General features: G+C 62.6%; 26 protein-coding genes. 14 read left to right on the forward strand and 12 right to left on the reverse strand.

Annotated features, from left to right (window positions below):
- The first annotated feature begins 162 nt into the window (after positions 1 to 162).
- The 8 genes from ASD00_RS30825 to ASD00_RS30865 all read left to right on the forward strand — a co-directional run bounded on the left by ASD00_RS30825 (position 163) and on the right by ASD00_RS30865 (position 7,806).
- Complete coding sequence (locus ASD00_RS30825) at positions 163 to 426, forward strand: DUF1488 domain-containing protein (RefSeq protein ID WP_025427403.1); 264 nt, start codon at positions 163 to 165, stop codon at positions 424 to 426.
- Between the two features lie 197 nt (positions 427 to 623).
- Positions 624 to 1,427 carry a formyl transferase gene (locus ASD00_RS30830; protein WP_025427404.1) on the forward strand — a complete coding sequence of 268 codons (804 nt, stop codon included), beginning with the start codon at positions 624 to 626 and terminating at the stop codon, positions 1,425 to 1,427.
- A gap of 259 nt (positions 1,428 to 1,686) precedes the next feature.
- A complete protein-coding gene (locus ASD00_RS30835; RefSeq protein WP_025427405.1) occupies positions 1,687 to 1,989 on the forward strand; it encodes a virulence factor in 303 nt (100 codons plus the stop codon).
- On the forward strand, positions 1,982 to 2,590 hold the full coding sequence (locus tag ASD00_RS30840) for a methylenetetrahydrofolate reductase C-terminal domain-containing protein (protein ID WP_057210906.1): 609 nt from the start codon (positions 1,982 to 1,984) through the stop codon (positions 2,588 to 2,590). Before ASD00_RS30835 ends, ASD00_RS30840 begins: the two co-directional genes overlap by 8 nt.
- Positions 2,587 to 3,678, forward strand: coding sequence for a methylenetetrahydrofolate reductase (locus ASD00_RS30845; protein ID WP_025427407.1), 1,092 nt, complete (start codon positions 2,587 to 2,589; stop codon positions 3,676 to 3,678). The genes ASD00_RS30840 and ASD00_RS30845 overlap by 4 nt, the downstream gene beginning before the upstream one ends.
- Positions 3,679 to 3,777: 99 nt before the next feature.
- Entirely contained in the window at positions 3,778 to 4,743 is a 966-nt protein-coding gene (locus ASD00_RS30850) for a methyltetrahydrofolate cobalamin methyltransferase (protein WP_025427408.1), read from the forward strand.
- Between the two features lie 481 nt (positions 4,744 to 5,224).
- Positions 5,225 to 5,572, forward strand: a complete 348-nt coding sequence (locus ASD00_RS30860; RefSeq protein ID WP_025427410.1) for a hypothetical protein — start codon at positions 5,225 to 5,227, stop codon at positions 5,570 to 5,572.
- Between the two features lie 161 nt (positions 5,573 to 5,733).
- Positions 5,734 to 7,806, forward strand: a complete 2,073-nt coding sequence (locus tag ASD00_RS30865; protein WP_025427411.1) for an ASKHA domain-containing protein — start codon at positions 5,734 to 5,736, stop codon at positions 7,804 to 7,806.
- Between the two features lie 54 nt (positions 7,807 to 7,860).
- On the opposite strand, the gene ASD00_RS30870 is transcribed toward ASD00_RS30865, so the two are convergent.
- From ASD00_RS30870 to ASD00_RS30890, 5 genes are all read right to left on the reverse strand, one after another.
- Entirely contained in the window at positions 7,861 to 8,292 is a 432-nt protein-coding gene (locus ASD00_RS30870) for a hypothetical protein (protein WP_225906564.1), read from the reverse strand.
- A 177-nt stretch (positions 8,293 to 8,469) separates the two neighbouring features.
- Positions 8,470 to 8,937 (reverse strand): SRPBCC family protein, encoded by a 468-nt coding sequence (locus ASD00_RS30875; RefSeq protein ID WP_025427413.1) that lies wholly within the window; start codon positions 8,935 to 8,937, stop codon positions 8,470 to 8,472.
- A gap of 52 nt (positions 8,938 to 8,989) precedes the next feature.
- The gene (locus ASD00_RS30880; RefSeq protein WP_057210908.1) at positions 8,990 to 9,301 is read right to left on the reverse strand and encodes a metalloregulator ArsR/SmtB family transcription factor; all 312 of its coding nucleotides are present in this window, start codon (positions 9,299 to 9,301) and stop codon (positions 8,990 to 8,992) included.
- 185 nt (positions 9,302 to 9,486) lie between these two features.
- On the reverse strand, positions 9,487 to 10,140 hold the full coding sequence (locus ASD00_RS30885; RefSeq protein ID WP_025427415.1) for a VIT1/CCC1 transporter family protein: 654 nt from the start codon (positions 10,138 to 10,140) through the stop codon (positions 9,487 to 9,489).
- A 62-nt stretch (positions 10,141 to 10,202) separates the two neighbouring features.
- Positions 10,203 to 11,126 (reverse strand): LysR family transcriptional regulator, encoded by a 924-nt coding sequence (locus tag ASD00_RS30890; RefSeq protein ID WP_025427416.1) that lies wholly within the window; start codon positions 11,124 to 11,126, stop codon positions 10,203 to 10,205.
- Positions 11,127 to 11,255: 129 nt separating this feature from the next.
- On the opposite strand from ASD00_RS30890, the gene ASD00_RS30895 reads away from it, so the two are divergent.
- The 4 genes from ASD00_RS30895 (at position 11,256) to ASD00_RS30915 (ending at position 14,429) form a co-directional block, all read left to right on the forward strand.
- Positions 11,256 to 11,561, forward strand: a complete 306-nt coding sequence (locus ASD00_RS30895; RefSeq protein WP_234907741.1) for a hypothetical protein — start codon at positions 11,256 to 11,258, stop codon at positions 11,559 to 11,561.
- A 97-nt stretch (positions 11,562 to 11,658) separates the two neighbouring features.
- Positions 11,659 to 11,862, forward strand: coding sequence for a hypothetical protein (locus ASD00_RS30900; RefSeq protein ID WP_025427418.1), 204 nt, complete (start codon positions 11,659 to 11,661; stop codon positions 11,860 to 11,862).
- 455 nt (positions 11,863 to 12,317) lie between these two features.
- The gene (locus tag ASD00_RS30910) at positions 12,318 to 13,322 is read left to right on the forward strand and encodes a GlxA family transcriptional regulator (protein WP_057210910.1); all 1,005 of its coding nucleotides are present in this window, start codon (positions 12,318 to 12,320) and stop codon (positions 13,320 to 13,322) included.
- A gap of 507 nt (positions 13,323 to 13,829) precedes the next feature.
- Positions 13,830 to 14,429: a YdeI/OmpD-associated family protein gene (locus tag ASD00_RS30915; RefSeq protein WP_025427422.1), complete on the forward strand. Its 600-nt coding sequence runs from the start codon at positions 13,830 to 13,832 to the stop codon at positions 14,427 to 14,429.
- Positions 14,430 to 14,485: 56 nt separating this feature from the next.
- Here ASD00_RS30915 and ASD00_RS30920 read toward each other — a convergent pair whose 3' ends face one another.
- The 4 genes from ASD00_RS30920 to ASD00_RS30940 form a co-directional block, all read right to left on the reverse strand.
- On the reverse strand, positions 14,486 to 14,968 hold the full coding sequence (locus ASD00_RS30920) for a VOC family protein (RefSeq protein WP_057210916.1): 483 nt from the start codon (positions 14,966 to 14,968) through the stop codon (positions 14,486 to 14,488).
- A gap of 172 nt (positions 14,969 to 15,140) precedes the next feature.
- Entirely contained in the window at positions 15,141 to 16,433 is a 1,293-nt protein-coding gene (locus tag ASD00_RS30925) for a diguanylate cyclase (protein ID WP_244445410.1), read from the reverse strand.
- 519 nt (positions 16,434 to 16,952) lie between these two features.
- Complete coding sequence (locus ASD00_RS30935; RefSeq protein WP_025427426.1) at positions 16,953 to 17,786, reverse strand: response regulator; 834 nt, start codon at positions 17,784 to 17,786, stop codon at positions 16,953 to 16,955.
- Positions 17,787 to 17,928: 142 nt separating this feature from the next.
- Positions 17,929 to 18,996, reverse strand: coding sequence for a cyclic nucleotide-gated ion channel (locus tag ASD00_RS30940; protein ID WP_057210912.1), 1,068 nt, complete (start codon positions 18,994 to 18,996; stop codon positions 17,929 to 17,931).
- A 211-nt stretch (positions 18,997 to 19,207) separates the two neighbouring features.
- On the opposite strand from ASD00_RS30940, the gene ASD00_RS30945 reads away from it, so the two are divergent.
- Positions 19,208 to 20,617 (forward strand): adenylate/guanylate cyclase domain-containing protein, encoded by a 1,410-nt coding sequence (locus ASD00_RS30945; protein WP_025427428.1) that lies wholly within the window; start codon positions 19,208 to 19,210, stop codon positions 20,615 to 20,617.
- A 32-nt stretch (positions 20,618 to 20,649) separates the two neighbouring features.
- On the opposite strand, the gene ASD00_RS30950 is transcribed toward ASD00_RS30945, so the two are convergent.
- The 3 genes from ASD00_RS30950 to ASD00_RS30960 form a co-directional block, all read right to left on the reverse strand.
- The gene (locus ASD00_RS30950) at positions 20,650 to 20,856 is read right to left on the reverse strand and encodes a hypothetical protein (RefSeq protein WP_025427429.1); all 207 of its coding nucleotides are present in this window, start codon (positions 20,854 to 20,856) and stop codon (positions 20,650 to 20,652) included.
- A gap of 325 nt (positions 20,857 to 21,181) precedes the next feature.
- A complete protein-coding gene (locus ASD00_RS30955; protein ID WP_025427430.1) occupies positions 21,182 to 21,850 on the reverse strand; it encodes a PQQ-binding-like beta-propeller repeat protein in 669 nt (222 codons plus the stop codon).
- Between the two features lie 9 nt (positions 21,851 to 21,859).
- The gene (locus ASD00_RS30960) at positions 21,860 to 23,080 is read right to left on the reverse strand and encodes a hypothetical protein (protein ID WP_025427431.1); all 1,221 of its coding nucleotides are present in this window, start codon (positions 23,078 to 23,080) and stop codon (positions 21,860 to 21,862) included.
- A 107-nt stretch (positions 23,081 to 23,187) separates the two neighbouring features.
- Here ASD00_RS30960 and ASD00_RS30965 point away from each other — a divergent pair, with 107 nt between their 5' ends.
- Positions 23,188 to 23,463 (forward strand): hypothetical protein, encoded by a 276-nt coding sequence (locus ASD00_RS30965; RefSeq protein ID WP_057210914.1) that lies wholly within the window; start codon positions 23,188 to 23,190, stop codon positions 23,461 to 23,463.
- Positions 23,464 to 23,596: the final 133 nt, after the last annotated feature.

Consider the following 23,596-nt stretch of genomic DNA (forward strand, 5'->3'; position numbering starts at 1 on the left):
GTTTGCCTGGATTGCTCTTTCGGTCGCGGTCTTTGTGGTCATCACCACGATCCTCTTCGGCCGGATCTTGTGATGGCGCGGCACGGAGCCAAACGCCCATCCTCACTCGTCCGCCCGGCCGACCGCTGGCCGAGCTGGCTTATCGCTAAAAAGGATCACACGATGCCACTAAGCTTCCCCAACCAAAGCCGAAGCTTCGACGATACCAGGAACGCTGTTCGCTTCCTTGGCCACGATGGCATGTTCGAAGTGCCCTTCTATGTCGAGGCGGAGGCGCTCTCGCGTGGCGCGCCGACCCGGACGACAGAAGCGGCCTGCCTTCTGGCATTCGACGCTGCACGCAACAAGATCTACGAAGTCGCAAAGGCAGCATATGCCCACGGTCGCAAGACGATCTATGTCCTGACCGCCGCGGACTTCCGTTAGACCGGACAAGCCGGCGCCTTATCTGCCACCATCGAACGAACACGCTCGTCGCGACGCGCTCGGGGTCCGATGCCCCAGCCTCGGCCAAACCGTCTCCCGATGCCACTTCTGGCATCTGCTTCCCAAATACCCGCCATTAAGTCGCCGGTAACGCGCCAGCCGCCATATCTGTTGCGACCAACGCTTCAGGGGCCGGCATGGCGGACGCAGACAATGAGACCAACACCGCGGCCAGGCAGCCGAGCCGCGTCGTCGTGGTGACGGCGGGCGGAGAAAATCCCTGGATCATGATCAATGCGCTCGCCGCACGCTTTGACGATATCGTCGTTCTCCAGGAGCAGCCGGAATCCAAGAGCCTCTTCCTGCGCCGGCGGGCGCGAAAGCTCGGGTGGCCGACAGCGATCGGGCAATTGGCGACAATGATCGCCTCGCGCTTCGGCAAGCGCTTTACCCGGAAGAGAGCGGAAGGCATCCTTAGGCACTACGGTGTATCGGGCGCGCCGGATCCGAGCGTACCGGTTTGCCAGATCACGTCCGTGAACGACGCTGAGGCTGTGTCGCAGATCCGGCAGCTCGCGCCAAAAGTCGTCTTTCTCATCAGTTGCCGCCTGTTGAAGGCCCATACCCTGGCGCAGATCCCCTGCCCGGTCGTCAACTTCCATGCCGGCATCAATCCGGGCTATCGCGGGCTGATGGGCGGCTACTGGGCGCAGGTCAACGACGATGTCATCAATTTCGGCGCGACCGTGCATCTCGTCGACGAAGGCGTCGATACCGGCGGCATTCTCTACCAGTCGCGCCAGACGCCCGACCGCCGCGATACGATGCATACCTATCCGCTGCTGCAGACGGCGGCCTCCACCGGCATCGCCATTGCCGCCGTCGACGATGCCCTCAAGGGCAAGCTGCAACCGCTCGATGTCGCAGGCCCGTCGCAACAGTGGTACCACCCGCCGATCTGGACATGGCTCTGGAACGGAATTCGGCGCGGCATCTGGTAGGAAAACCGGGCGCAGATTCGCCGATGAGGACACGCCGCCTGTGGCCGTCAGAAGGCCCTAAGGCCCTGAAATTTCTGACACTCCTCAACCGATGGATATCCCGAAGTGTGGACTTGCCCGCATTGCGGCAACGCGTAGAGTGCCGGGGGTCTTCGACGTTCTGCGCCGGCGTCGTTTTTGGACACATCCAACGTCGTGGCGAGGTGAGCCACAGCGCCCGGACATAAGCATTGTCGCAGGAAGAGGAGAACGACACCCGATGGCAGATCGCATAATCGTCTACTGGCGCGACATCCCGGCCCAGGTCATCATCAAGAAGGGCCGCACGACCGCCAAGCGCGAGCTTTCGCTGCGCTTCACCGAGGCGATCGACATGTGCGCCATGCGCACCGGCGCTGCCGAAACCGACGATTATCTCGCCGAATGGCGCAAGGCCGAGCCAGAACCCGTCTCCGACGAACTGGAAGCGGAAGCAGACCGTGCGGCCGCCGAGCTCGAAGCCGCCTATGACCGCGAGCGCCTGGTTGCCCTCGTCAAAGCAGGAGGCCGCGACAATGGCTGAGCCGAAGCTCGCAGGTGCAGCGGAGGCGAAGATCGTCAAGGGCAATGCCGCGCCTGCCGCCAAGGCCGCGACCGGCGCCTATACCCCCGCCGGCGTTTCGCCGAGCCGCCGCTCGCGCCACAAATATACCGTCCGCCTCTGGGCCGTGCGCCATTCGCGCTTCCTCGAATGGTTCTACAACCGCTTTGCCGATCTCTTCCTGCTGTTGCACCCGCTGTGGAACGCAATTGGCTACGGCCGCGTCGAGCGGCCGGTGACCTTCGTCGAACGCCACGTCAAAGGCTTTCTTTTCGACTGTCGCATGTGCGGCCAGTGCGCGCTGTCGTCGACCGGCATGTCCTGCCCGATGAACTGTCCGAAGCAGCTGCGCAACGGCCCCTGCGGCGGCGTCAGGGCCAACGGCAATTGCGAGGTCGAGCCGGATATGCCCTGCGTCTGGGTGCAGGCGTGGAAAGGTTCGCAGAACATGACGAAGGGCGATGCGATCATGAACGTGCAGAAGCCGGTCAACCAGTCGCTGCGCGAGACCTCGTCGTGGCTGCGGGTGACGGCGGAAGCCGCCGCCCGCCGCGAAGCCCAGGCAAAAGAGAACCAGGCATGAGCCCCGATTACAATCCATACGACCCCGGCGCGCCGCTCGATCCTCTGCCCGGCCACTCCTCGCGCGGACGGCTCGAGCGCGTTTTGCGTCGCGGCGAATTTGCCGTCACCGCCGAACTCAACCCGCCCGACAGCGCCAACCCGCAGGACGTCTACGAGCGCGCCGCAATCTTCGATGGCTGGGTCGACGGCATCAATGCGGTCGATGCCTCCGGCGCCAACTGCCACATGTCATCTGTCGGCATCTGCGCACTGCTGACGCGCATGGGCTATGCCCCGATCATGCAGATCGCCTGCCGCGACAAGAACCGCATCGCCATCCAGGGCGACGTGCTCGGCGCGTCCGCCATGGGCGTGCAGAACGTCATGTGCCTGACCGGCGACGGCGTGCAGGCCGGCGACCAGCCGGGCGCCAAGCCGGTGTTCGACCTCGACTGCATGTCGCTGCTCGAGACCGTGCGCATCATGCGCGACAATTCCAAGTTCCTCTCCGGCCGCAAGCTGACGACGCCGCCACAGGTGTTTCTCGGCGCCGCCATCAACCCCTTTGCGCCTCCCTACGACTTCCGCCCCTATCGGCTGGCCAAGAAGATCGAGGCCGGCGCGCAGTTCGTCCAGAGCCAGTACTGCTTCGACGTGCCGATGTTCCGCGAATACATGAAGAAGGTGCGCGATCTCGGCCTGCACGAAAAATGCTTCATCCTCGTCGGCGTCGGACCGATGGCGTCGGCGAAAACCGCCCGCTGGATCCGCTCCAACGTGCCGGGCATCCACATTCCCGACAGCATCATCACGCGGCTGGAAGGTGCGCAGGATCAGAAAAAGGAAGGTAAGCAGCTCTGCATCGACATCATCAACGAGGTCAAGGAGATCGAAGGCGTCTCCGGCGTCCACGTCATGGCCTATCGCCAGGAAGAATATGTCGCAGAGATCGTGCATGAATCGGGCGTGTTGAAGGGTCGCAAGCCCTGGAAACACGAAACGCTGCCGACCGATGCGCTTGTCGCCTCCCGCATGGAGCACATTCGCGAAGGCAAGGAAGAAAACCAGCAGGAGATGGCCGAGGCCGCGGCCCACCATCCCCACTGAGGCAATCGCAGACAAAACCGGCGCCGGCCCGTCCGGCCGCCTCCATCGCTTAACGGGTGAGATAACGAAACCCGACGCCACAGGATCAAAGGATCTTACATGACCCGTACCATCGTCGCTTCCGCCACCCGCGAAATCATCATCGGCTTCGACCAGCCCTTCTGCGTCATCGGCGAGCGCATCAATCCGACCGGCCGCAAGAAGCTGGCCGCGGAAATGATCGAAGGCAATTTCGACACCGTCATCAAGGACGCGCTGGAGCAGGTCGCCGCCGGTGCGACGATGCTCGACGTCAACGCCGGCGTCACCGCCGTCAACCCGAACGAGACCGAACCGCCGTTGCTGGTCAAGACGCTGGAAATCGTCCAGGGCCTTGTCGACGTGCCGCTGTCGATTGACAGCTCCGTGTCGGCGGCAATCGAGGCGGCGTTGAAGGTCGCCAAGGGCCGGCCGCTCGTCAATTCCGTCACCGGCGAAGAGGAAAAGCTGGAAGCGATCCTGCCGCTCTGCAAGAAATACGACGTGCCGGTTGTCGCCATCTCCAACGACGAAACCGGCATTTCGATGGATCCGGACGTGCGCTTCGCCGTTGCCAAGAAGATCGTCGAGCGCGCCATGGATCATGGCATCAAGCCACACGACATCGTCGTCGATCCGCTGGTCATGCCGATCGGCGCCCTGGGCGACGCCGGCCGGCAGGTGTTTGCGCTTCTGCGCCGTCTGCGCGAAGAGCTGAAGGTCAACACCACCTGCGGCCTCTCCAACATCTCCTTCGGCCTGCCGCATCGCCACGGCATCAATGCCGGCTTCATCCCCATGGTCATCGGCGCCGGTATGACGTCCGCGATCATGAACCCCTGCCGTCCGCAGGAGATGGAGGCCGTTCGCGCTGCAAACGTTCTGAACGGCACCGACGCCAACTGCACCAACTGGATCAGGACCTACCGCGACCACAAGCCGGCAGAAGGCGGCCATGCCGTGGCGGCGGCCGCAGCACCGGCAGCCTCCGGCGGTCGTCGCGGCGGGCGCGCCGCGCGCACCGGCGGAGCTGCGGCGAGCGAATAGGCTTTTGCTCGGCGCCGTACTGCACATCGAAAGGACAACCAGGTCATGAGTTGCCCTGGTTGTCCTTTGGCTCTCCTTGTCAGATATGCGCTCTTTGAGGATGCGGGCGAGTTCAAAAGGCTCTACGGTGCGCTCAGGACCTAAGGCATGTCGCGCAAAAGTGCGCAGCGGTTTTGCGATAACGACATGGGCAAAAACAAGAACTTAAAGCGCAGCAAGCGAATCCTGGAGATCGCGACGCGCTTTAAGTCCTGCCGGTCCTGTTCGCAAACCTCGCAGTGCTTGCCGTCACTTTCGTTGCGGTTGTCACGAGGAGGATCAACTTTGGTTCCCAGGAACGGGTCATGAACGTCTGTTTCTGGGGTAGCTCGACGACACTGGCGGCGGCGTTTGTCTGGGCAATAGCAGCTGCGAAACTGACCACGGCTCCATAGTCAAGCATCCGACCGTCGCTGTCGCAGCACAAGAGTAGGGATCATCGATGACAACGCGCCGACTTCACCTCGACACTTTCACGCTCTGGTTCGAAGCCCCTTTCGTCATGGCGCTGCGGCTGCACGAAATGCAACTGGCGGCACTGACCGGGAAAACGCAGGATCCGACCGAGCTTAGCCGCATGGTCTCCGAGAAGATCGCGGCCACCGCGGAAAGTGCCATGGCCGTGAACATGGCGCTGTGGCGCACCGGTTTCGATAATGCGGTGCGGCTGATGACCGGCGGCGGCGCATCGCTTGGCCTGGGTGGAACGGCGATCGCTGCCGCCGCCCTTAAACCCTACGGCAAGCGCGTGCGCGTCAATGCCCGGCGCCTGTCGCGCAAGACGTCATGAACGGATACGCCCCGCGAGCGCAACCCTGACGAAATGATGCTCGCAGATCTTTCCATGTCGGGATCTGACAACTATCAGGCAGCATTCCGGTGCAGTCTGAAGACGTTTACCCATGCCTCGGTCCATCGGGCAGAAGCAGGCTTTAGGAAAGACAGAACAGAATGCGCATCGAAGGCACTTCCGAAATCGAGACCAACATGACCGAAGCCGCGCACAAGGATCCCCTCGTTCTGTTCATGCCATCGGGCAAGCGCGGCCGCTTCCCGGTCGGCACGCCGGTTCTCGATGCCGCCCGCTCGCTCGGGGTCTATGTCGAAAGTGTTTGCGGCGGCCGCGCCACCTGCGGGCGCTGTCAGATCGAGGTGCAGGAAGGCAACTTCGCCAAGCACAAGATCGTCTCCTCCAACGACCATATTTCGCCTGTTGGCCCGAAGGAACAGCGCTACGCCTCCGTGCGCGAACTGCCTGACGGTCGCCGGCTTTCCTGTTCCGCCCAGATTCTCGGCGATCTCGTCATCGACGTGCCGCAGGATACCGTCATCAACGCCCAGGTGGTGCGCAAGGCCGCAAGCGACCGGGTGATCGAGCGCAACGCCGCCATCCAGCTTTGCTATGTCGAGGTCGATGAGCCCGACATGCACAAGCCGCTCGGCGATCTCGACCGGCTGAAGGTGATGCTGGAGAAGGACTGGGGCTGGAAGGACCTGCTGATCGCGCCGCACCTGATTCCGCAGGTCCAGGGCATCCTGCGCAAGGGCAATTGGGCCGTGACCGCCGCCATCCACCGCGACATGGACAGTTCACGCCCCTTCATCGTCGGCCTGTGGCCGGGCCTCAAGAACGAGGCCTATGGCGTTGCCTGCGACATCGGCTCGACGACGATCGCCATGCATCTCGTCTCGCTGCTCTCCGGCCGTATCGTCGGCTCCTCGGGCACCTCGAACCCGCAGATCCGCTTCGGCGAGGATCTGATGAGCCGCGTCTCCTATGTGATGATGAATCCCGATGGCCGCGAGGCGATGACCAAGGCGGTGCGCGAGGCGGTCAACGGCCTGATCGGCAAGGTCTGCGCCGAAGGTGAGGTCGACCGCCACGACATCCTCGACATGGTCTTCGTCGGCAACCCGATCATGCACCACCTGTTCCTTGGCATCGACCCGACCGAGCTCGGCCAGGCGCCGTTTGCGCTCGCTGTCTCCGGCGCGCTGCAATATTGGGCGCACGAGATCGACATCGACGTCAACCGCGGCGCCCGGCTCTACATGCTGCCCTGCATCGCCGGCCATGTCGGCGCCGATGCCGCCGGCGCCACGCTGTCGGAAGGCCCTTACCGGCAGGACAAGATGATGCTGCTCGTCGATGTCGGCACCAATGCCGAGATCGTGCTCGGCAACAAGGATCGCGTCGTTGCCGCCTCCTCGCCCACCGGCCCGGCCTTCGAAGGGGCTGAAATCTCCTCCGGCCAGCGTGCCGCACCGGGCGCGATCGAGCGCGTGCGCATTGATCCCGAGACGCTCGAGCCGCGGTTCCGCGTCATCGGCGTCGACAAATGGTCTGATGAGGACGGCTTTGCCGAGGCGGCCGCCGCCGTTGGCGTCACCGGCATCTGCGGCTCGGCGATCATCGAAATCGTCGCGGAGATGTATCTCTCAGGCATCATCTCGCAGGATGGCGTCGTCGATGGCGCGATGGCGGCGAAAAGCCCGCGCATCATCCCGAACGGCCGCACCTTCTCCTACCTGCTGCACGAGGGCCAGCAGCGCATCACCGTGACGCAGAACGATATCCGCGCCATCCAGCTCGCCAAGGCGGCGCTCTATGCCGGCATCAAGCTGCTGATGGAAAAGCTGGATATCGACCATGTCGACACCATCCGCTTTGCCGGGGCCTTCGGTTCCTTCATCGATCCGAAATACGCCATGGTGCTGGGCCTGATCCCGGACTGCGACCTCGACGAGGTGAAGGCCGTCGGCAACGCCGCCGGCACCGGCGCGCTGATGGCGCTCCTGAACCGCGGCCACCGTCGCGAGATCGAGCAAACCGTCAGCAAAATCGAGAAGATAGAGACCGCTCTTGAATCAAAATTTCAGGAGCATTTCATCAACGCGATGGCAATGCCGAACAAGGTCGACGCCTTCCCGAAACTGTCTGCAGTCGTCACCCTGCCGGAGCGCAAGGTGGCGGCAGATGATGGCGAGGGCGGCGGCAGACGGCGGAGGCGTAGCCGGGAGTAGGGCCGAAAAGAAGCAAGCGGACACACTGCGCCCTTTAGAATGGTCTTCAGCGCATCAACGTATGACGTCCATCAGCGTCCTGCGCAGCGGCCCGCCGCGTTCGTCATGAACCACGAGGGAGACCGTCTCGAACAGAACGTCGATCGTGACGTCGTGGAAGGATATGATCCAAAATCGTGGACTGAGGACTTCCCACCGGGCTGTTTCCTCGCCACCAGAGACTTCATTGAACGCCCACGGAAGGACCGGGTATCTGCATCCTGGCAGGCCATCGACATTCATCGGCGTGACTCGGAAATCGATAACGTCACCGAACCTCAGGACCACGTTGCCACCGCCAACCGGGGGCGAGGTCTCGTAGCAAACCAGGGCGTCAATGCCGTCATAGAACACTACGGGGTTTGCGACTGATCCCAATTCGGGAAAAGCCTCCAATGGCGTTGATACCTGCATAATTGATCGCGCGTTGCTTCGGTTGAACGTCATGGCATGCTTGCGTTCAAGTCACTGCATAGTCAAATGTTTTGGCCCAACGGCAAGTGAGGGCGGTGACAGTGCCAAGCATCCCTCCCCCCGCCTGCGGGGGAAGGTGCCGGCAAGCGGATGAGGGCTGCAACAACGCACCAGGGAGCGCGTTCGAGAAAGGCGGTGACGCTTAGAATCTCACGCGGCCCTCGCCGCAAATGCCCCCAGCAGTCCCGTCCATCCATCTTCTGAATCAAGCGCCACGCGGGCTTCATTCGCCTTCGCACCATAATTGGCGAGATCGCGATGTTCGAGCAGTACGGTGGTGCCGCCATCGACTGCGGGCTCGAAGATGACCTCCACCGCGGTCTCAAACTCCGGATCGAACACCCAGTCGGCATTCAGTTGCCATGCAAGGAGGATGCGCCTCGGCCGCTCGCAGGCAAGCACCCGCCCCCATTCCTTCTCCTCGCCGCCATTGCCGATTTCGTACCAGCGGCCGCCCGCAAACGGCTCGACCACGACGGTCCTCTGTCCGCTTGCCGTCAGGCTATGGCTCTTCAGCCACCATTCGCCCATGCCGGCGACGAAGATGTCGAAGGCGCGCTCCGGCGTCGCGCGGACTGTCACGGTTTTGCGCACAGGGGCAGGCTCGATGTGATGCATTTCACAAACTCCCGTTTGCCTCATGGACCGCACCACAAACCATGCCGATATGTCAGATGGCTTCGTCGCGGTCCGCCACTGCCTTGAAGGCGGCGAGTTGATCACCCCAGAAGCGATCGAGCCATTGCCGCAGCGGACCAAGGCCAGCGGGGTCGATCGAATAGATACGGCGCGTGCCTGAAGGCGTGTCGTGAACAAGGCCCGCCTCTTTCAACACTTTCAGGTGCTGCGATATTGCCGGCTGCGACACCGGCAACGACCGTGCGAGATCGGCAACCGAGCAACGACCGGTACCCAGCCTCTCGAAAATCTGGCGCCGCGTCGGGTCTGCCAACGCCGCAAGCACTCTGCCTTCATAAGTCATTACTTATTATAAGCCTACGCTTATGGAAGGGCAAGCACCGCTTGAGCCCGGCGGCAAGACAGCGGGATTGGCACAATGGAACGGCACAAAGTCATGCTGTTTCATGGCGATAAGCTGCGAACGTGATTCAAAATATCAGCAGCGGGTCGGCGCGCTTCACCATCGGACCGAACGTGCTGCGCCCTCTACCCACCAAGCGCGATCGTCACTGCGACAAGTACGGCACCGATCGCTGCCATGGCGAAGGCCATCGGCCAGGGGCTTCGCCCCATATAGCTGCCGAGCCGTGCTCCGACGATAAAAAGCATGATGAGCGCGATGGCGTTCGAAACGCGCATGGCGACGTCGATCTGCTCGATGAACAGGAAGGGAATGCTCGGCGGCAGCGTCGAGATGACGACGAGCGCGAAGATGGCAAGCGCGGCCTTGAGGTCTCCGCCTGTGACCACGGAATGCTGACCGTTGGACGGCAAGGCCCGTACGCGCAGAAGCAGCGCCTCGATTTCGCTTTGCGCTGACACCAACCTGATATCATCAGGGAGGTTGTCGAGAAAGATCTGGCGGGCGCGATCGAGAGGTTCGCGCTGCAGAGCGTCGACCAGGCCGCGACGTCGCACCCGCTCGACCGCGGTCGTTACCACATGCATGACGCCATCGACGATGCCCCAGGCCAGATTGCAGCCGAAAGCGGCGACAAGCACCGCATTCACTTTCTCGCCGCCACCGACGGCCGCACTCATCGTACCGGTGAAGGACAGCGCCATCAGCAGCCCGAAAATGATCTCCGAGAGGCGATCGATCGGATCCAAAATGCGTCGCGACTGGTCATCTCGCGCCATGGCACGCCTTCCCCTTGCGCCGAGATCAACGCATGACGATCGGGTCGCTTTCGGCCGGTTTGTCAGGCAACCGCTGTTGCAAGCCGCGCCTCTCCCGACTGGATCCTCAGTTCCGCGAATGCGTCGCGAACATGATCTGCGACAGCCAGCACCGGCGCCGGCGCATCGTCGATCACCTGCAAGCCGATGTCGTAATGGCCGAGATCCGGTAGGCCGTCACGCTCGCCGAGCTGCACCATCTCACCCTGGACGAGGTAGCGCGGCAGCGGGGCAATCGCGAGGCCCGCGAGCACGGCGGCACGCTGGCCCGTGGTATAGGCGCTGAGAAAGGCAATGCGGAACCGGCGGCCGGCGCGCGACAGCTTTTCCACCGCATCGGCCCGCCAGACGCAACCGTCCTCCCACATCGACACCGGCAGCGGATCCTTAAGATGCGCATTGCCGCATTTGACGCCGGCCCAGACCAGCTTCTCCTGCATCAGGATCTCGCCGTTCTTCGGCGCGACGTCGGTCAGGCTGTTGAAGATCGCGATGTCGAGACGGTGCTCGTCGACGCGCTTGCGCATGGCGCCGCTCATGCCGATCGAGACGTCGACCGTGACGTTCGGATAGGATTCGGCAAAGCGCTTCAACACTTCCGGCAGAATGCGCTCGCCGACATCCTCGGGCGCGCCGACACGCACGACGCCGTTCATGTCGGGCAGCAGGAAGCGAGACACCGTCTCGTTGTTGAGCGCCAGCAGGCGGCGGGCAAAGCCCAAGAGCATCTCGCCCTTGGGCGTCAGCGACACCGAACGCGCATCGCGCAGGAACAGCGTGCAGCCGAGCTGCTCTTCCAGCTTCTTGATCTGCATCGAGACCGCCGACGGCGTGCGATAGACCGTTTCGGCCGCGGTGGTGAAGTTGCCCGTTTCGGCGATGGCGACGAAGGTTTTCAACACATCCATTTCCAGGAGCGGAAGCGCATGGCGCAGCATCATGTTCATGGCGGCATCCTTGTTCAATAAAACTGACAGAATGGTTCACTTCATTTCGTTTGATTGAACATCAGCAAAGACCGATAGTCAAGTTGCAAGGACGCCAAAGGAAGGAAACCAGTCATGTCCGCGACAACAATGGCCTTCTCTGCCCCGCAGGACATCCGGCACGTGAGCAAGGTGAAGCCCAAGATGAACCGCACTCCGGATCATGCCGTGCAAATGGCAAAGGCCCTGCCTGTGAGACAGGTCAATGCCGACGGCGATCTCGTCCTGTCGTTCCTCTCCCGCGTGCAAACGCTGATCGACGGCATTGCACGAAAACGACAGGCAAAACGCATCGCCCGGAATCGGGTGGAAGCCCACCGCGAATTGGCGAAACTACCCAAGCGGGTCCGCAACGACCTCATCTTCGCCGAGACGCTGATTGATCACCATGTTTGATGGAAAACATCAAACATATTCGTTTGAATGATGATTAGGGTTGCGACATATATAGATCGTGGTCGCGACCTCTGAGGCACTCAGAAGGAGCCATGAAATGTCTACTATCCATCTATCACAGACCTCGGAGCGGGCACCCTCCCTCTCGTCCATCCCGGGTCTCTTCAATCTGCGTGCACGCGCCTGGGCTGCCTGGAAGCGCTATGCCAACGAGCGCGCACTTGAAAACCTGTCCTACGACACGATGAAGGACATCGGCTTCCCATCCGTCGACGACGCGGTGCACAAGACCGAACAATGAATGACCGCCTGACCTGTTCTCGGGGACCCAAGACCCCGAGCGCGAACCGCTGAAGGGCATCGTCGAGAAGGCGATGCCCTTCTTCTTTTGTGGTTTCGCCAGATGCCGTCGGGCGTCGAAACGCCCCAAACCGGCCCTTGCGCGAACTTGTCCGATACCGACACCTGGCCCTTTCACCGCCGGCGCGTCGCAATCGGCAAACACAACCCAAAGGCGTTCTTTCTGAAAATTGCGCATCTCTGGCGTTTCTTGTCAGATTACGTCAACGACGCCGGTAAATCTGTCGCATTCCTTACAAAAGCCGCAAAGCCGGCTCGACAGCGGCTTTCCCGCCCCATGTCGCAATGCGAAATGTCTTTGCGGTCGCTGCTTTCCATGTCAATGTCGCAAACAGACAAGCCGGATGGTATCTTCCAAGCGACGAATATACGGCATCGCCAAGCACGGGAAGCCTCATGAACAAGCCCTTGACCAAAAAGCGTTCTCTCGTCTTCTTCCTGGTACCGAACTTTTCCATGCTGCCGTTTTCGGCCGCCATCGAAACGCTCCGCATCGCCAACCGCATGCTCGGCTACGAGGCCTATACATGGCGCCTCACATCGACCGACGGCGAAAAGGTTCTCTCCTCAAGCGGCATCGCGCTTGAGGTCAACTCGTCTCTCGCCGACGAACGCAAGTTCCTGGGCGGGGAAAACCGTCCGTCGATGGTGCTGGTCTGTTCCGGCATCTATGTCGAGGATTTCAACAACAAGTCGGTCAATGCCTGGCTGCGCGAAGTCTACAACCGCGGCGTCGCCGTCGGCAGCCTCTGTACGGGCGCCCATGTGCTGGCCTCGGCCGGCCTGTTGACGGGCAAGCGCTGCGCCATCCACTGGGAAAACCTGCCCGGCTTCTCCGAGAACTTCCCGCAGGTCGACGTCTATGCCGACCTCTATGAGATCGACAGCAACATCTACACCTGCGCCGGCGGCACCGCCTCGCTCGACATGATGCTGAACCTGATCGACCAGGATTTTGGCGAGAACCTCGTCAACCGCGTCTGCGAACAGGCGCTGACCGACCGCGTGCGCGGCCCTCACGACCGCCAGCGGCTGCCGCTGCGCGCCCGTCTCGGCGTCCAGAACGCCAAGGTGCTGTCGATCATCGAGCTGATGGAAGGCAATCTTGCCGAACCGCTGTCGCTCCTGGAGATCGCCGAGGGCGCCGACCTGTCGCGCCGGCAGATCGAGCGACTATTCCGCCAGGAGATGGGGCGGTCCCCTGCCCGCTACTATCTGGAGATCCGGCTCGACCGCGCTCGACACCTCCTCATCCAGTCGTCGATGCCGGTCGTCGAAGTCGCCGTCGCCTGCGGCTTCGTCTCGGCGTCGCACTTCTCCAAGTGTTATCGCGAACTCTACAACCGCTCGCCGCAGCAGGAGCGCGCCGACCGCAAGCTGACGCTGCAGATGGCGCGATAGGAACTGGTGCGAACACACAAAAAGTGCGGGTCATCCGCCCTTTTTGTTGGCAACAGGCCGTCCCTTCTTAACCTATCCGGCGATGTGAGCCCGCCAGCCGCCAAAACTTCCCTCATTCCTGTGCCTGTCACAGGAATCCAGCCAGCCCAAGTCCTTGGGCTGAAATGCCCCCTAACCCGACAGACGTCGGGTCGCTGGATCCCTGCCACAGGGGCGAGGATGAGGAGAACGGGGTGCAAACCTCGTTGAAGACGGTATCGGTCCGAATTTCAGATGGAACCGTCCGCCCAATTTGCGGTTGCGCTTGCCGCCGCAGCGATACCACAGACCACCTGGCCCGCTTTGTCGCCCCTCATTTCCCGCCATTCTGGAACCCGCTCCACCCACGTTCGCGCTTGCGTCGATCCGCATTTTTCGCTTGAACGGAAAAGGAGAACGCGTGGCCGCGCCGCAGCCGGAACGTGCTGGCACGCCTCCGCCGCTTGAACATCAGGAGCATTTCACCCCATGGCACCCGTGATCATCGATCCGAGCAAGGTCCACGAGTTCGAAGACAAAGAGCGTTTCTATGTCTGGCTCGGCGCCAACCATGCCGGCGAAACCGAGGTCTGGATCAAGATCCACAAGGTAAGCTCCGGCCTCAAATCGATCACGCCGAAGGAGGCGATCGACGTGATCCTGTGCTGGGGCTGGATCGATGGCGTGCGCAAGAGCCACGACGACCAGAGTTACATGCAGCGCTACACCCCGCGCGGCAAGAAAAGCATCTGGAGCCAGATCAACGTCGACAATGTGGCCCGGCTGATCGCCGAAGGCCGGATGACCCCGTATGGGCTGAAAGAGGTCGACAAGGCCAAGGCCGACGGCCGCTGGGATCGCGCCTATGGCAGCGGCAAGGAAATGAAGATCCCCGACGACCTGCAGGCAGCGATCGACGCCGAGCCGCAGGCGCGAGAAATGCTGGCAAAACTCAGCGCGCAGAACCGCTTCGCGCTTGCCTTCCGCACGCACAATATGAAGACCGAGGCCGGCCGCCGGAAAAAGATCGAGACCTTCGTCGAGATGCTGAAGCGCGGCGAGACGATCTACCCGCAGGCGCGGAAATAGCGCAGGCCACACCGTCAACCCTTGTCCATGAGCGCACCTGTTCAGCCGGATCTGGCTCAGGTCCGGGCGTGGAAGGCGCGCTCCAGTTCGGCGATATCGAGCTTGATCATGCCCAGCATGGCCTCGGTCACACGCCGGGCGCGCTCGCGGTCGGTATGGGCAACCATGTCGCCGAGCGCTCTCGGCACGATCTGCCAGCAAAGACCCCAGCGGTCCCGCAGCCAACCGCATTGCTCGGCCTGCCCGCCGTTTTCAAGCAGCGCATTCCACAGGCGATCGATCTCCTCCTGACTGTCGCATTGGATCATGATCGAGAAGGAATGGTTGAACGGGTCCAGCGGTACGGCTTCGAGCGCGGTGAAGTTCTGGTTTCCCAGGGTGAACTCGATCACCTTGACGCTGCCCGCCGGCCCGCTCGGCGAATCCGCCGGCATCACCGTCGTGCGGACGATCGCCGAATTGGGCACGAGCGAGACGTAGAGTTCGACGGCCCTGAGGGCGTCCTTTTCGAACCAGAGATTTGAGACAACTTTGGTCATATGCGGCTCCTCTTCGCAGGCCCGGATCATGTCCGGCTGCTTGGAAGACGTTTCGCCGATGCCGAAACCGACAATGCTTCGCGATTCATTGCAATCATCGCGGCTAGCGGCACTAGCTCGCCACCATGCAGGAACAGGTCCTTGGCCGGACAGCGTCGCGGATTGCGGCTCGCTACGACGCCAGTGCGTCGAGCAGTGCGAGCTCCGAAATCACCCGGTTTCGCCCGGCGTGCTTGGCCATGTAGAGAAACTGGTCGGCCGCATGCAGGTAGTTCTCGAAGGACTCCGGCGCCTCGATGGTCGCAAGACCGATCGACACTGTAATCGACAGTTCCTCGTCATCCGCAACGATGCGCGATCTCGCAAGCTCGATGCGCAGCTTCTCGCAGAACGTGAAGGCGCGCTGGACGTCGAAGCCGTTGAACAGGATGCCGAACTCCTCGCCGCCGAGGCGGGCAAGCAGGTGTTCGTCGCCGACCAGCGTCGTCAACCGCTTGGCCACATGCTTCAACACGACGTCGCCGATCTCGTGGCCATAGGTGTCGTTGAGGCGTTTGAAGTGGTCGATGTCGAGAATGGCGATGGCCGTGGTCTCGCCGCGGCGCAGGCACTGCTCGACGAGGCGCGGGCCGGTCAGGAAGAAATGGCGGCGATTGTAGATATCGGTGAGATAGTCGCTCGCTGCCTGTCGCTGCAGCGTCTGCAACCGTTTCTGGATGCCGGCGGCATAGGCGATGCGACCGTTGAACTCTGCCTCAAGGAATGGCTTCTGGATGAAGTCCGTCCCGCCGGCCTCAAGGAACCGCGCTCCGATCCGGCGGTCGCCGCTGTCGGAAAGCGCGATCACCGGCAGCGCCTCATCGCCCTGGCGCCGGCGCACCTCGGCAAGCAGCGCTGCCCCAGTCATGTCGGACAAATCAAGATCGGTGACGACGATATCGATCGCCTCGCCGGAATCGAGCACCAGCAGCGCATCGGCGGCGCAAGCGACCTCGCACACCGAAATCCGCTGCCGGCGCAGGATGCCCGCAAGCTCGACCCGCGACGGCGTGTCGGAATCGGCAAGCAGCACCGTCGTCTTGCCATTGGTCAAGGCCCGGTCCACGGCGCCGATCAGGAGATTGATCGATTCCGGCTGGTTCTTGATGACACAATCGAGCGCGCCGCGACCGAGGATCTGGTCGCGCGTGTTGTCGTTGAAGGCCGCGGTGAAGACGACGGCCGGAACGTTGTTGGCGAGGATGAAGTCGAGCGCCTCACAATTGGGCGCGTCGGGAAGATTGAGGTCGAGCACGGCGAGCGAGAAGCTATCCGGCGCTGCGGTCATTTCCTGGCGCAGCGCCTCCAGCGAGGCGCAATGGGTGACACGAATACCATGCACCGTTTCCAGGCCGTATTTCAGCGCGGTGGCAAACATGCGGGAATCTTCGATCAGCAACATGCGCTTGTCGCTGTGCTTCTGCACAGAATTGATCCGACCTGGCGTGCGGCGCAATCTCACGTCCCTGCAAATCCCGATTTCGAGCCGCAGGCGTGCTGTCCCAAAAAGGGCGACGCTGGCTCCCAATATACAATTATACCCGGCACGGATCGCGCCAGACATTTTGTCTTGGCATGACCAGGCGTTACCGGGCTCCCCACTTTTGTTGCGGCCGATTGAAGACGGTCCGGATTGCAATTTCGTTAATGCGGCAACCGTAAGAGGGCTTTTCTCGCGACCCCGGCAATTTTAGGGGTCGCAAGCGCAGGAAAGCGGCAGATGCGCCGGCGTGTGTAGCCGACGGATGAGCGCCACCGCCTCGAAACGGAGGTGGCGGGCGGGATCAAGGCGCCGACAAACGGCGCATCCGGCAGCCAGGTTCGCGGAGTTCGCAGGCGCGTTAAAGCGCGTCGCGATCTTTCAGATTCGCTTGCCGCGCTTCAAGTTCTTGTTTTTACGCATGTCGTTATCGCAAAACCGCAGCACACTTTTGCGCGACATGCTTTAGGCCGGAACTTTCACCTTTTCGCTCAAGGTCTTGATCTTGATCAGCGTGTCGAGGTTCTGGTTGACGCGGCAATAGAACTCTTCGTTGACGAAGGGGCGCACGACGAAATCGTTGCCGCCGGCCTTGAGGAAGCGTGCCGACAAGAGCCGGTTGGTCGAGGACGAGACGCCGATGATGCGCAACTGGTGCGGCCCATAGGTGCCGCGAATGCGCCGCGTCAGCTCGAAGCCGTCGATGTCGGGCATGTTGTAGTCGGTGATGACGAGGCCGATATCCGGATGGTTCTTGAGGATTTCGAGCGCCGTCGCACCGTTTTCTGCCGTGCTGGTGCGGAAATTGTAGCGTTTCAGCTGCGTCGTCAGCAGCGCGCGCGCCGTCGGGCTGTCGTCGACGATGAGCACATGGTGCTTGTGGTTGGTGAGAAACCGGCAAACCGATTCCGCCAGCATGTCGACGGCAAAGACGCTGTCCTTGATGACATAGTCGACGATCTCCTTGGCCAGGATCTTCTCGCGCGTACTTTCCTGGAAGGAGCCGGTGAAGACCACGGTCGGCACGCTCATCTCGATGAGATAATTCAGCGCCTCGCCATTCTCGGCACCGGGCAGGTTGATGTTGGAAATGGCCAGCGACGCCGGGAATGTCGCATTTTCGACGGCAAACTGCAGATCGTCATAATCGCGGCAGACGATGACGTCGATGTCGAACAGCTCTTTCAGCCGCTTCGAGACCATCGACGAAAACAGATTGGAGTCCTCGGCAAGCACGATGCGGTGCTCAGCAAGAGATTCACCGGAATAGTACATTCCGGAAACGCCGAAAAATGACATTGATCGCCTATAAGAAAGAGTGTCCCCGAAGCCATGCTAGAGGAGAAAGACTTTCCCGGCTGTTAATGAGGTAGCCGTGAAATGCTGCTTGGCGCGCTTGCATTCAGGTCTGCGCATACGACCCAATAGCCCTGCGGGGCCGTCAAGCCTTCGGCGTCGCTCCGCGCCGCTCGAGCGCAGTCTTGCGGATGATGTCCGCGATCTCCGGGTTGCTGCTGGACAGCATCTGGAAATCCTCCGAATACAGCGACAACAGCGAGACCTCGGTCGCCGCGCTGACGGTCGCCGAGCGGGGCTCGCCCGTAATCAGCGCCATCTCGCCGAAGAAGCTGCCAGCGTCTAGCTCCACCGGGTTCGGTGTCGCGATACTGACGCGTCCCTCGACGATGAAGAACATCTGGTCGCCGGCCTCGCCCTTGCGGCATATGACAGCGCCCGCCGGCACGACGCGAGGCCTCAGCGCCCGCACGATCTCGACGAGCGCCGACGAGCCAAGCCTCTGAAACAGTGGCACGGTCGCCACCAACTGCCAATTGCGCACGAAGTCCCGGCGACGGACCTCTTCGTAGAAGCCGGTGGCGAGGATGCCGGCCCAGAGCGCAAAGATGCCGATGCCGCACATCATGACCAGCCCGGCAAGGACGCGGCCGGCGAAGCTTTGCGGAATCTCGTCTCCATAGCCGGTGGTCGACAGCGTCACCACCGCCCACCACATCGCCTGGGGGATGCTGCCGAACGTGTTAGGCTGGACGTCGCGCTCGATGAGATAGGCCGTGAGCGCCGCACCAAAAAGAACGATGCCGAAGATCGAGGTGATGCCGATCAGGTTACGTGCCTGTTTGCTCAGGACGCTGCCCATAAGCCGGAAGAAGGGCGATCCGCGCAGAGGCTTCAGCAGCCAGATGGCACAGTAGAGGGTCTGATCGCGCGTGCCGACAAACAGCACCGCGGCGAAAGGAACCAAGACAGCAAGCACATCGATAGCAATCGCCGGCAGCCTGTCCCAAAAGTCTCTCTCGCGCGCGGCGATCAGCGTCACGATCAGTTGCAGGACATAGATGGCCCAGATGAGAGCAAGCAGGACCTCCAAATTGAGCCTGGTTCGTCCGGTCATGTCCGGCGTCGTGAGTGCAGCGACCGCCACGAGCCCAACCACGGCGAGCAGCCCGCCGAGCGGCGCAGAAATCTTCGAGAACGGCCGTGCCGACATTCAACGCTCCCGCGGCCTACCACCCTCTTAGCATAAGATGCTTCAGGCCAAGCGCAATGGGGCCAACGAGACGACCCTGGAGCAGAGTTGACCTTGGCAAAAGCGTCGACGCGGCGCCGGCTCCCATCGGCTGGTCGAAGAGCCGGCTCAGTTTCTCAGCCCGCCAAGACAAGGCGCTGACCGCGCGCCCATTTCAGTATAAGATACCACCATGAGCGAAACCCAGGCCCTCTTCGACGTCCTGCGCCAGTCGGCGGCACCCGCCTTCGCCGATGCCATCGAGCGGCACGTGCGCGACGCGCCGGACCGCAAGCTCGGCCGCATCAATGCGCTCGCCTTTGCCGCCGAGCACGGGCTGGACGAAGAAAAGACGATCGCCGGTTTCCTGCACGCCTCGCGGCTTGGTCTGTTCGAACTGTCCTGGAATGTGCTCTGCCCCGGCTGCGGCGGGGTGCTCGACGCCAACACCTCGCTGAAAACCGTGCAGAGCGAGGCCTATACCTGCGCGCTTTGCGCAGCCGGCTACGAGCCGACGCTGGACGAGATGATCGAGGTGACGTTTACCGTCAGCCCGCGCGTCCGCCATATCGAGGCCCACAATCCGCACGAGCTTCCAGCCGCCGAATATTTCCGCCAGGTCTACTGGGGCTCCGGTGTCGACCTGCCTGAAGACGATTACGAGGCGAAGGCCGAGGAGTTCATTCTCGAGACTCTCGAACTGCCGCCCGGCGAAAAGGCCGTCATCGCGCTGCAGCTTCCGGCCGAGTTCATCATCATCTTCGAGCCGGTGACACACGCAGCGCAGTTCATCGACGTGTCGGGAGAACCGACGAAGGAAAGGCGCAACCTATCCCTGGTGTTCGATCGCACCCATCGGCATAACGAGACCATCAGCATGCAGCCGGGTCCGCTGCGGATCCAGGTGGAGAACCATGCGGAGGTGCGCACGCTGCCCACGGTCTGCGTCGCCGGCGAAGCGCTGCATGCGCTGCTCGGGCGCCGTCGTCCTTTCCTGACGGCCAAGCGGCTGCTGTCCAACCAGACATTCCGCGACATCTACCGCACCGATACGATCGACGTAGACCAGCGCCTGAAGATCACCAGCATGACATTCCTGTTCACGGACCTTCGCGGCTCGACCGAGCTTTACGAGCGTGTCGGTGATCTCGCCGCCTTCGATCTGGTCAAGACCCATTTCACCGTGCTCAACGAGATCGTTGCCGCCGAAGCCGGCGCCGTGGTCAAGACGATCGGCGACGCCGTCATGGCAACCTTCCCGACGCCCGATCGGGCGATCGCCGCGGCCATGCGGATGCGCGACGCCATGCGCGAGCTCAATCACGAGCGCAGCAGCGAGGACCTGCTGTTGAAGATCGGCATCCATGAAGGCCCCTGCATCGCCGTCAGCCTCAACGAGAGGCAGGACTATTTCGGCCAGACGGTCAACATCGCCTCGCGCGTGCAGCACCTCGCCACCGCCCAGGAGATCTTCGCCACCAGCACGGTGCTGCGCAATCCGGCCGCCGCCGACCTGCTCAGCGAGCGCGGCCTCAACCCGATGACACACAACGTCACGCTGCGCGGCATCACCAACGAGATCAGCATCTTCGCCATACCTTGATCGTGATGTCGGCAAGCGCGTTCAGCGCGCGCTCAGGATCCCAACAACTCCAGGAAATCGAAAAACATCGAGGGCGAGTAGGCGAACAAAACGCCGCTGCCGTAACCGATCAGCCCGTACAGGCTCGCCCCGACCCAGCCGTGGCTTTGCCACCCATAGACAATACCTACAGATGTCGCCGCGCTGATGATGGCAAGGACCCAAACACCGTGAATGAAGGACTGGAACGTCCTAGCCATTCTTGCCTCTTCCAAAGCGCCGCCTATTACTTGGCGCAAACGAACGTCGCGGCCACGAGACGGATTTGCGGGCGCCGATTTTCGTCTCTGCATTGTAGGTAGGTACGCCTGCACGCTTTGACCAGAGGTTCGGCGCGTGAGCGTTGCATCGCTGAAGCCGGCCTGACAATTCGTTGAGCCGGCACCGATTTGAAAAGAGACTTCGGCAACTGATGCAAGACGTTACGGCGTCCTTGTCGCGTCAGCGTAGGCACGCGACGCCGCGACGAGGCGACAAGGCGCTCTGCTATTCCTCACGATGCGCGGGACATAGAGAGAGCGTGGATTATTTGCTTCTGGCGCTGCGGTCGGCGGCCTCCGCCCGCTTCGGCCGGCGGATGGCTCTGACCTTGCCGCTTGCGCCTCCGCCGCAGAAGAAACGGTCGCCGCCATCGGCCTCAAGCCCCGACACGCCCATGCCGGCCGGCATGTCGAGCCGCTCCAGCACCTCGCCCGTTTGCGGATCGATGCGCCTGACATCGCTGTCGTCGCCTTCCCAGGTGCCGTGCCACAGGTCGCCATCGACCCAGGTGACGCCGGTAACGACACGGTTTGACTCGATCGTGCGCAGGATGGCCCCCGTCTCGGGATCGATCTGATGGATTTTTCGCCCCCGATGCTGGCCCACCCACAGCGTACCTTCCGCCCATGCAAGGCCGGAGTCGCCACCGTTGCCCGGCGCCGGGATCGTCGAAAGTACGCGGCCGGTCTTCGGATCGATCTTCTGGATGCAATCCTCGGCGATCTGGAACAGGTGCTCCCCGTCGAAGGCCGTGCCCGCATGGGCGGCGACATCGATGGAACGCACCGTCTCACCGCTCTCGGGGTCGAGCGCATTCAATTTGTCGCCGGTGGCAAACCAGACGTGATGGCCGTCGAACGTCACGCCATGCACCTGCTCGGCACCGGGAAAGGGACCATATTCGCGGAGAATTTCGGCTGAGGCTTTTTTCATGGTTTCATCCTAATCGCTCGGCAGCGGCCCGGGGAGTAACAACACTGTCGGGAAACCCGGCACCGGCGGCGTCATCCATCGGCGTGCACGTCCCCGCCCGATCGGCTGCACCTTGCCAGCCGCGCAAAGCGCGTCAAGCGCCCGCTGCACCGTGCGCGGGCTCGCCCCAAGCGCAATCGCCAGCGCCGAACTCGCCCACGCCTCGCCATCAGCGAGCAAGGCAAGCACCGCGCCGTGCTGTCCCTCGACGGGCGGCGCCAGCACGGCGACCTCGCGAGCGTGCCGCGGCACCAGCACAAAGCCGCGCGCTGTCGCGCTTACCTCGGCCACATCCCGTAGCTCAGCGCGAAGCCGTCCGATTTCGACGCGCAGTCGCGCCCGGTGCGATTCGTCTGCGTGCCTCGCCCGGAAGGCGCGGGCGAGAAGCGCGCTCCTCGAAGCATCCCCCGGCCAGGCTTCAGCCAGCGTCCTGGCAAGCGCAAAGAGAACCGGGCGCGTCGAGAGTGATGCTAACCTATCACCTGCCCGCACGACATGCCGGCATGCATCGATGACCAGCGCGCCGGATGCCAGCAGCGCCGCGACCTCTTCGAGCAGCAACGCCCTCTCCTCGCCACGGGCGATCAGGCGCGCAGCCGGCTTGGAGAGCGCTAAAAAGGCGCCGTCGACTTCGGCGGTCAATGCCGGGATACCGGCTTCACGCGCCGCCTCGCGCGCCAGCGCCAGCTGAGCGCGCGCCGTCTTCGTCTGCAGGCGCCTGACGGCGATGCCGGCGACAATGAGAGCGTTGGCGGCGCGTGATGCGGGCGGCAGCGGCATCGGGTCGAAGCCGTCAAGCGCCTGCTCGGCTTCATCGAGGCGGCCGATCAGGACGAGACGTCGGACCTGGAGATTGCGCGCATGGGCGGCGTTGACGCGGTCGCCATGGGCCTCGAGCACAGCCCGCGCCGTCTCAAGCGCCTTCTCCGGCCAGCCAAGGTCGCGTGAAACCAGCGCAATCTCGGCGTCAGCCACGACACATCGCGCCCGTGCCACCGCTTCCCTTGGGCCGAATGCACGCGCGGCACTTTTCAGCAGGGCTTTTGCGCGTGGGAAGTCGCCGAGCTGCGCCATCGCGATCCCGCGCAGCGCCAGCGCCGGCGCGTCGTCGCGCAGTGCGACGCGTTTCAGCGCGCCGAGCGGATCGCCCGCCGCCAGCGCCCGCGCCGCAGCCGTGATCAGCGAGTCCATCGCAATCCCGTCAAACTTGTAACTCCCGCACTCTCAGCTTCGGACGCTAACTGTATTCGCAGACCCGCAACGACCTGCGCAACCGCCGAACAAATGGATAGCCGAAAATGTCGACGCACAGAACCGGAACGATTGAAGGGTCGCGAAGGGCGATAGCTCGTGGCGCGGCCGATCGGCTCCCTCTCCTCGCCAGTCCGCCCTTTGCGTTCATGGCGCTTTTGACCGGCGTTCTGAGCATCGGCGAGCCGGACATGCTCTGCACGACCTCAGCCGCGTCCCCGCTGACGGGAATGGTGGCGATGTACGGGCTGATGAGCGCCTTCCATTCCGGGCCGTGGCTGCGGCTGCTCTCCGGACGGCGAAACTCTACCCATCGGCCGTGAGCCCCGATCGTTGCCACCAGACAAACATCTCAACACCAAGGAGGTGGCATGAAAGCAGCCGCGTCCCAGGAGAGAACGGACCATTGAGATGCAGGTGATGATCGAGGGACAGTCACGCTTCCGGCCTTTCGGC

The organism is Ensifer sp. Root31 (genome assembly GCF_001424825.1).
Taxonomy (GTDB): domain Bacteria; phylum Pseudomonadota; class Alphaproteobacteria; order Rhizobiales; family Rhizobiaceae; genus Ensifer; species Ensifer canadensis.

Bases quoted from the DNA above. Each gene is read 5' to 3' on its own strand.
- ASD00_RS30960 (WP_025427431.1), bottom strand. From the start codon at position 23,080: ATGGACTCGCTGATCACGGCTGCGGCGCGGGCGCTGGCGGCGGGCGAT.
- ASD00_RS30910 (WP_057210910.1), top strand. From the start codon at position 12,318: ATGAACAAGCCCTTGACCAAAAAGCGTTCTCTCGTCTTCTTCCTGGTA.
- ASD00_RS30965 (WP_057210914.1), top strand. From the start codon at position 23,188: ATGTCGACGCACAGAACCGGAACGATTGAAGGGTCGCGAAGGGCGATA.
- ASD00_RS30890 (WP_025427416.1), bottom strand. From the start codon at position 11,126: ATGAACATGATGCTGCGCCATGCGCTTCCGCTCCTGGAAATGGATGTG.
- ASD00_RS30850 (WP_025427408.1), top strand. From the start codon at position 3,778: ATGACCCGTACCATCGTCGCTTCCGCCACCCGCGAAATCATCATCGGC.
- ASD00_RS30920 (WP_057210916.1), bottom strand. From the start codon at position 14,968: ATGACCAAAGTTGTCTCAAATCTCTGGTTCGAAAAGGACGCCCTCAGG.
- ASD00_RS30915 (WP_025427422.1), top strand. From the start codon at position 13,830: ATGGCACCCGTGATCATCGATCCGAGCAAGGTCCACGAGTTCGAAGAC.
- ASD00_RS30845 (WP_025427407.1), top strand. From the start codon at position 2,587: ATGAGCCCCGATTACAATCCATACGACCCCGGCGCGCCGCTCGATCCT.
- ASD00_RS30870 (WP_225906564.1), bottom strand. From the start codon at position 8,292: ATGACGTTCAACCGAAGCAACGCGCGATCAATTATGCAGGTATCAACG.
- ASD00_RS30940 (WP_057210912.1), bottom strand. From the start codon at position 18,996: ATGTCGGCACGGCCGTTCTCGAAGATTTCTGCGCCGCTCGGCGGGCTG.
- ASD00_RS30860 (WP_025427410.1), top strand. From the start codon at position 5,225: ATGACAACGCGCCGACTTCACCTCGACACTTTCACGCTCTGGTTCGAA.
- ASD00_RS30900 (WP_025427418.1), top strand. From the start codon at position 11,659: ATGTCTACTATCCATCTATCACAGACCTCGGAGCGGGCACCCTCCCTC.
- ASD00_RS30825 (WP_025427403.1), top strand. From the start codon at position 163: ATGCCACTAAGCTTCCCCAACCAAAGCCGAAGCTTCGACGATACCAGG.
- ASD00_RS30895 (WP_234907741.1), top strand. From the start codon at position 11,256: ATGGCCTTCTCTGCCCCGCAGGACATCCGGCACGTGAGCAAGGTGAAG.
- ASD00_RS30955 (WP_025427430.1), bottom strand. From the start codon at position 21,850: ATGAAAAAAGCCTCAGCCGAAATTCTCCGCGAATATGGTCCCTTTCCC.
- ASD00_RS30945 (WP_025427428.1), top strand. From the start codon at position 19,208: ATGAGCGAAACCCAGGCCCTCTTCGACGTCCTGCGCCAGTCGGCGGCA.
- ASD00_RS30950 (WP_025427429.1), bottom strand. From the start codon at position 20,856: ATGGCTAGGACGTTCCAGTCCTTCATTCACGGTGTTTGGGTCCTTGCC.
- ASD00_RS30840 (WP_057210906.1), top strand. From the start codon at position 1,982: ATGGCTGAGCCGAAGCTCGCAGGTGCAGCGGAGGCGAAGATCGTCAAG.
- ASD00_RS30885 (WP_025427415.1), bottom strand. From the start codon at position 10,140: ATGGCGCGAGATGACCAGTCGCGACGCATTTTGGATCCGATCGATCGC.
- ASD00_RS30875 (WP_025427413.1), bottom strand. From the start codon at position 8,937: ATGCATCACATCGAGCCTGCCCCTGTGCGCAAAACCGTGACAGTCCGC.
- ASD00_RS30830 (WP_025427404.1), top strand. From the start codon at position 624: ATGGCGGACGCAGACAATGAGACCAACACCGCGGCCAGGCAGCCGAGC.
- ASD00_RS30935 (WP_025427426.1), bottom strand. From the start codon at position 17,786: ATGTCATTTTTCGGCGTTTCCGGAATGTACTATTCCGGTGAATCTCTT.
- ASD00_RS30880 (WP_057210908.1), bottom strand. From the start codon at position 9,301: ATGACTTATGAAGGCAGAGTGCTTGCGGCGTTGGCAGACCCGACGCGG.
- ASD00_RS30865 (WP_025427411.1), top strand. From the start codon at position 5,734: ATGCGCATCGAAGGCACTTCCGAAATCGAGACCAACATGACCGAAGCC.
- ASD00_RS30835 (WP_025427405.1), top strand. From the start codon at position 1,687: ATGGCAGATCGCATAATCGTCTACTGGCGCGACATCCCGGCCCAGGTC.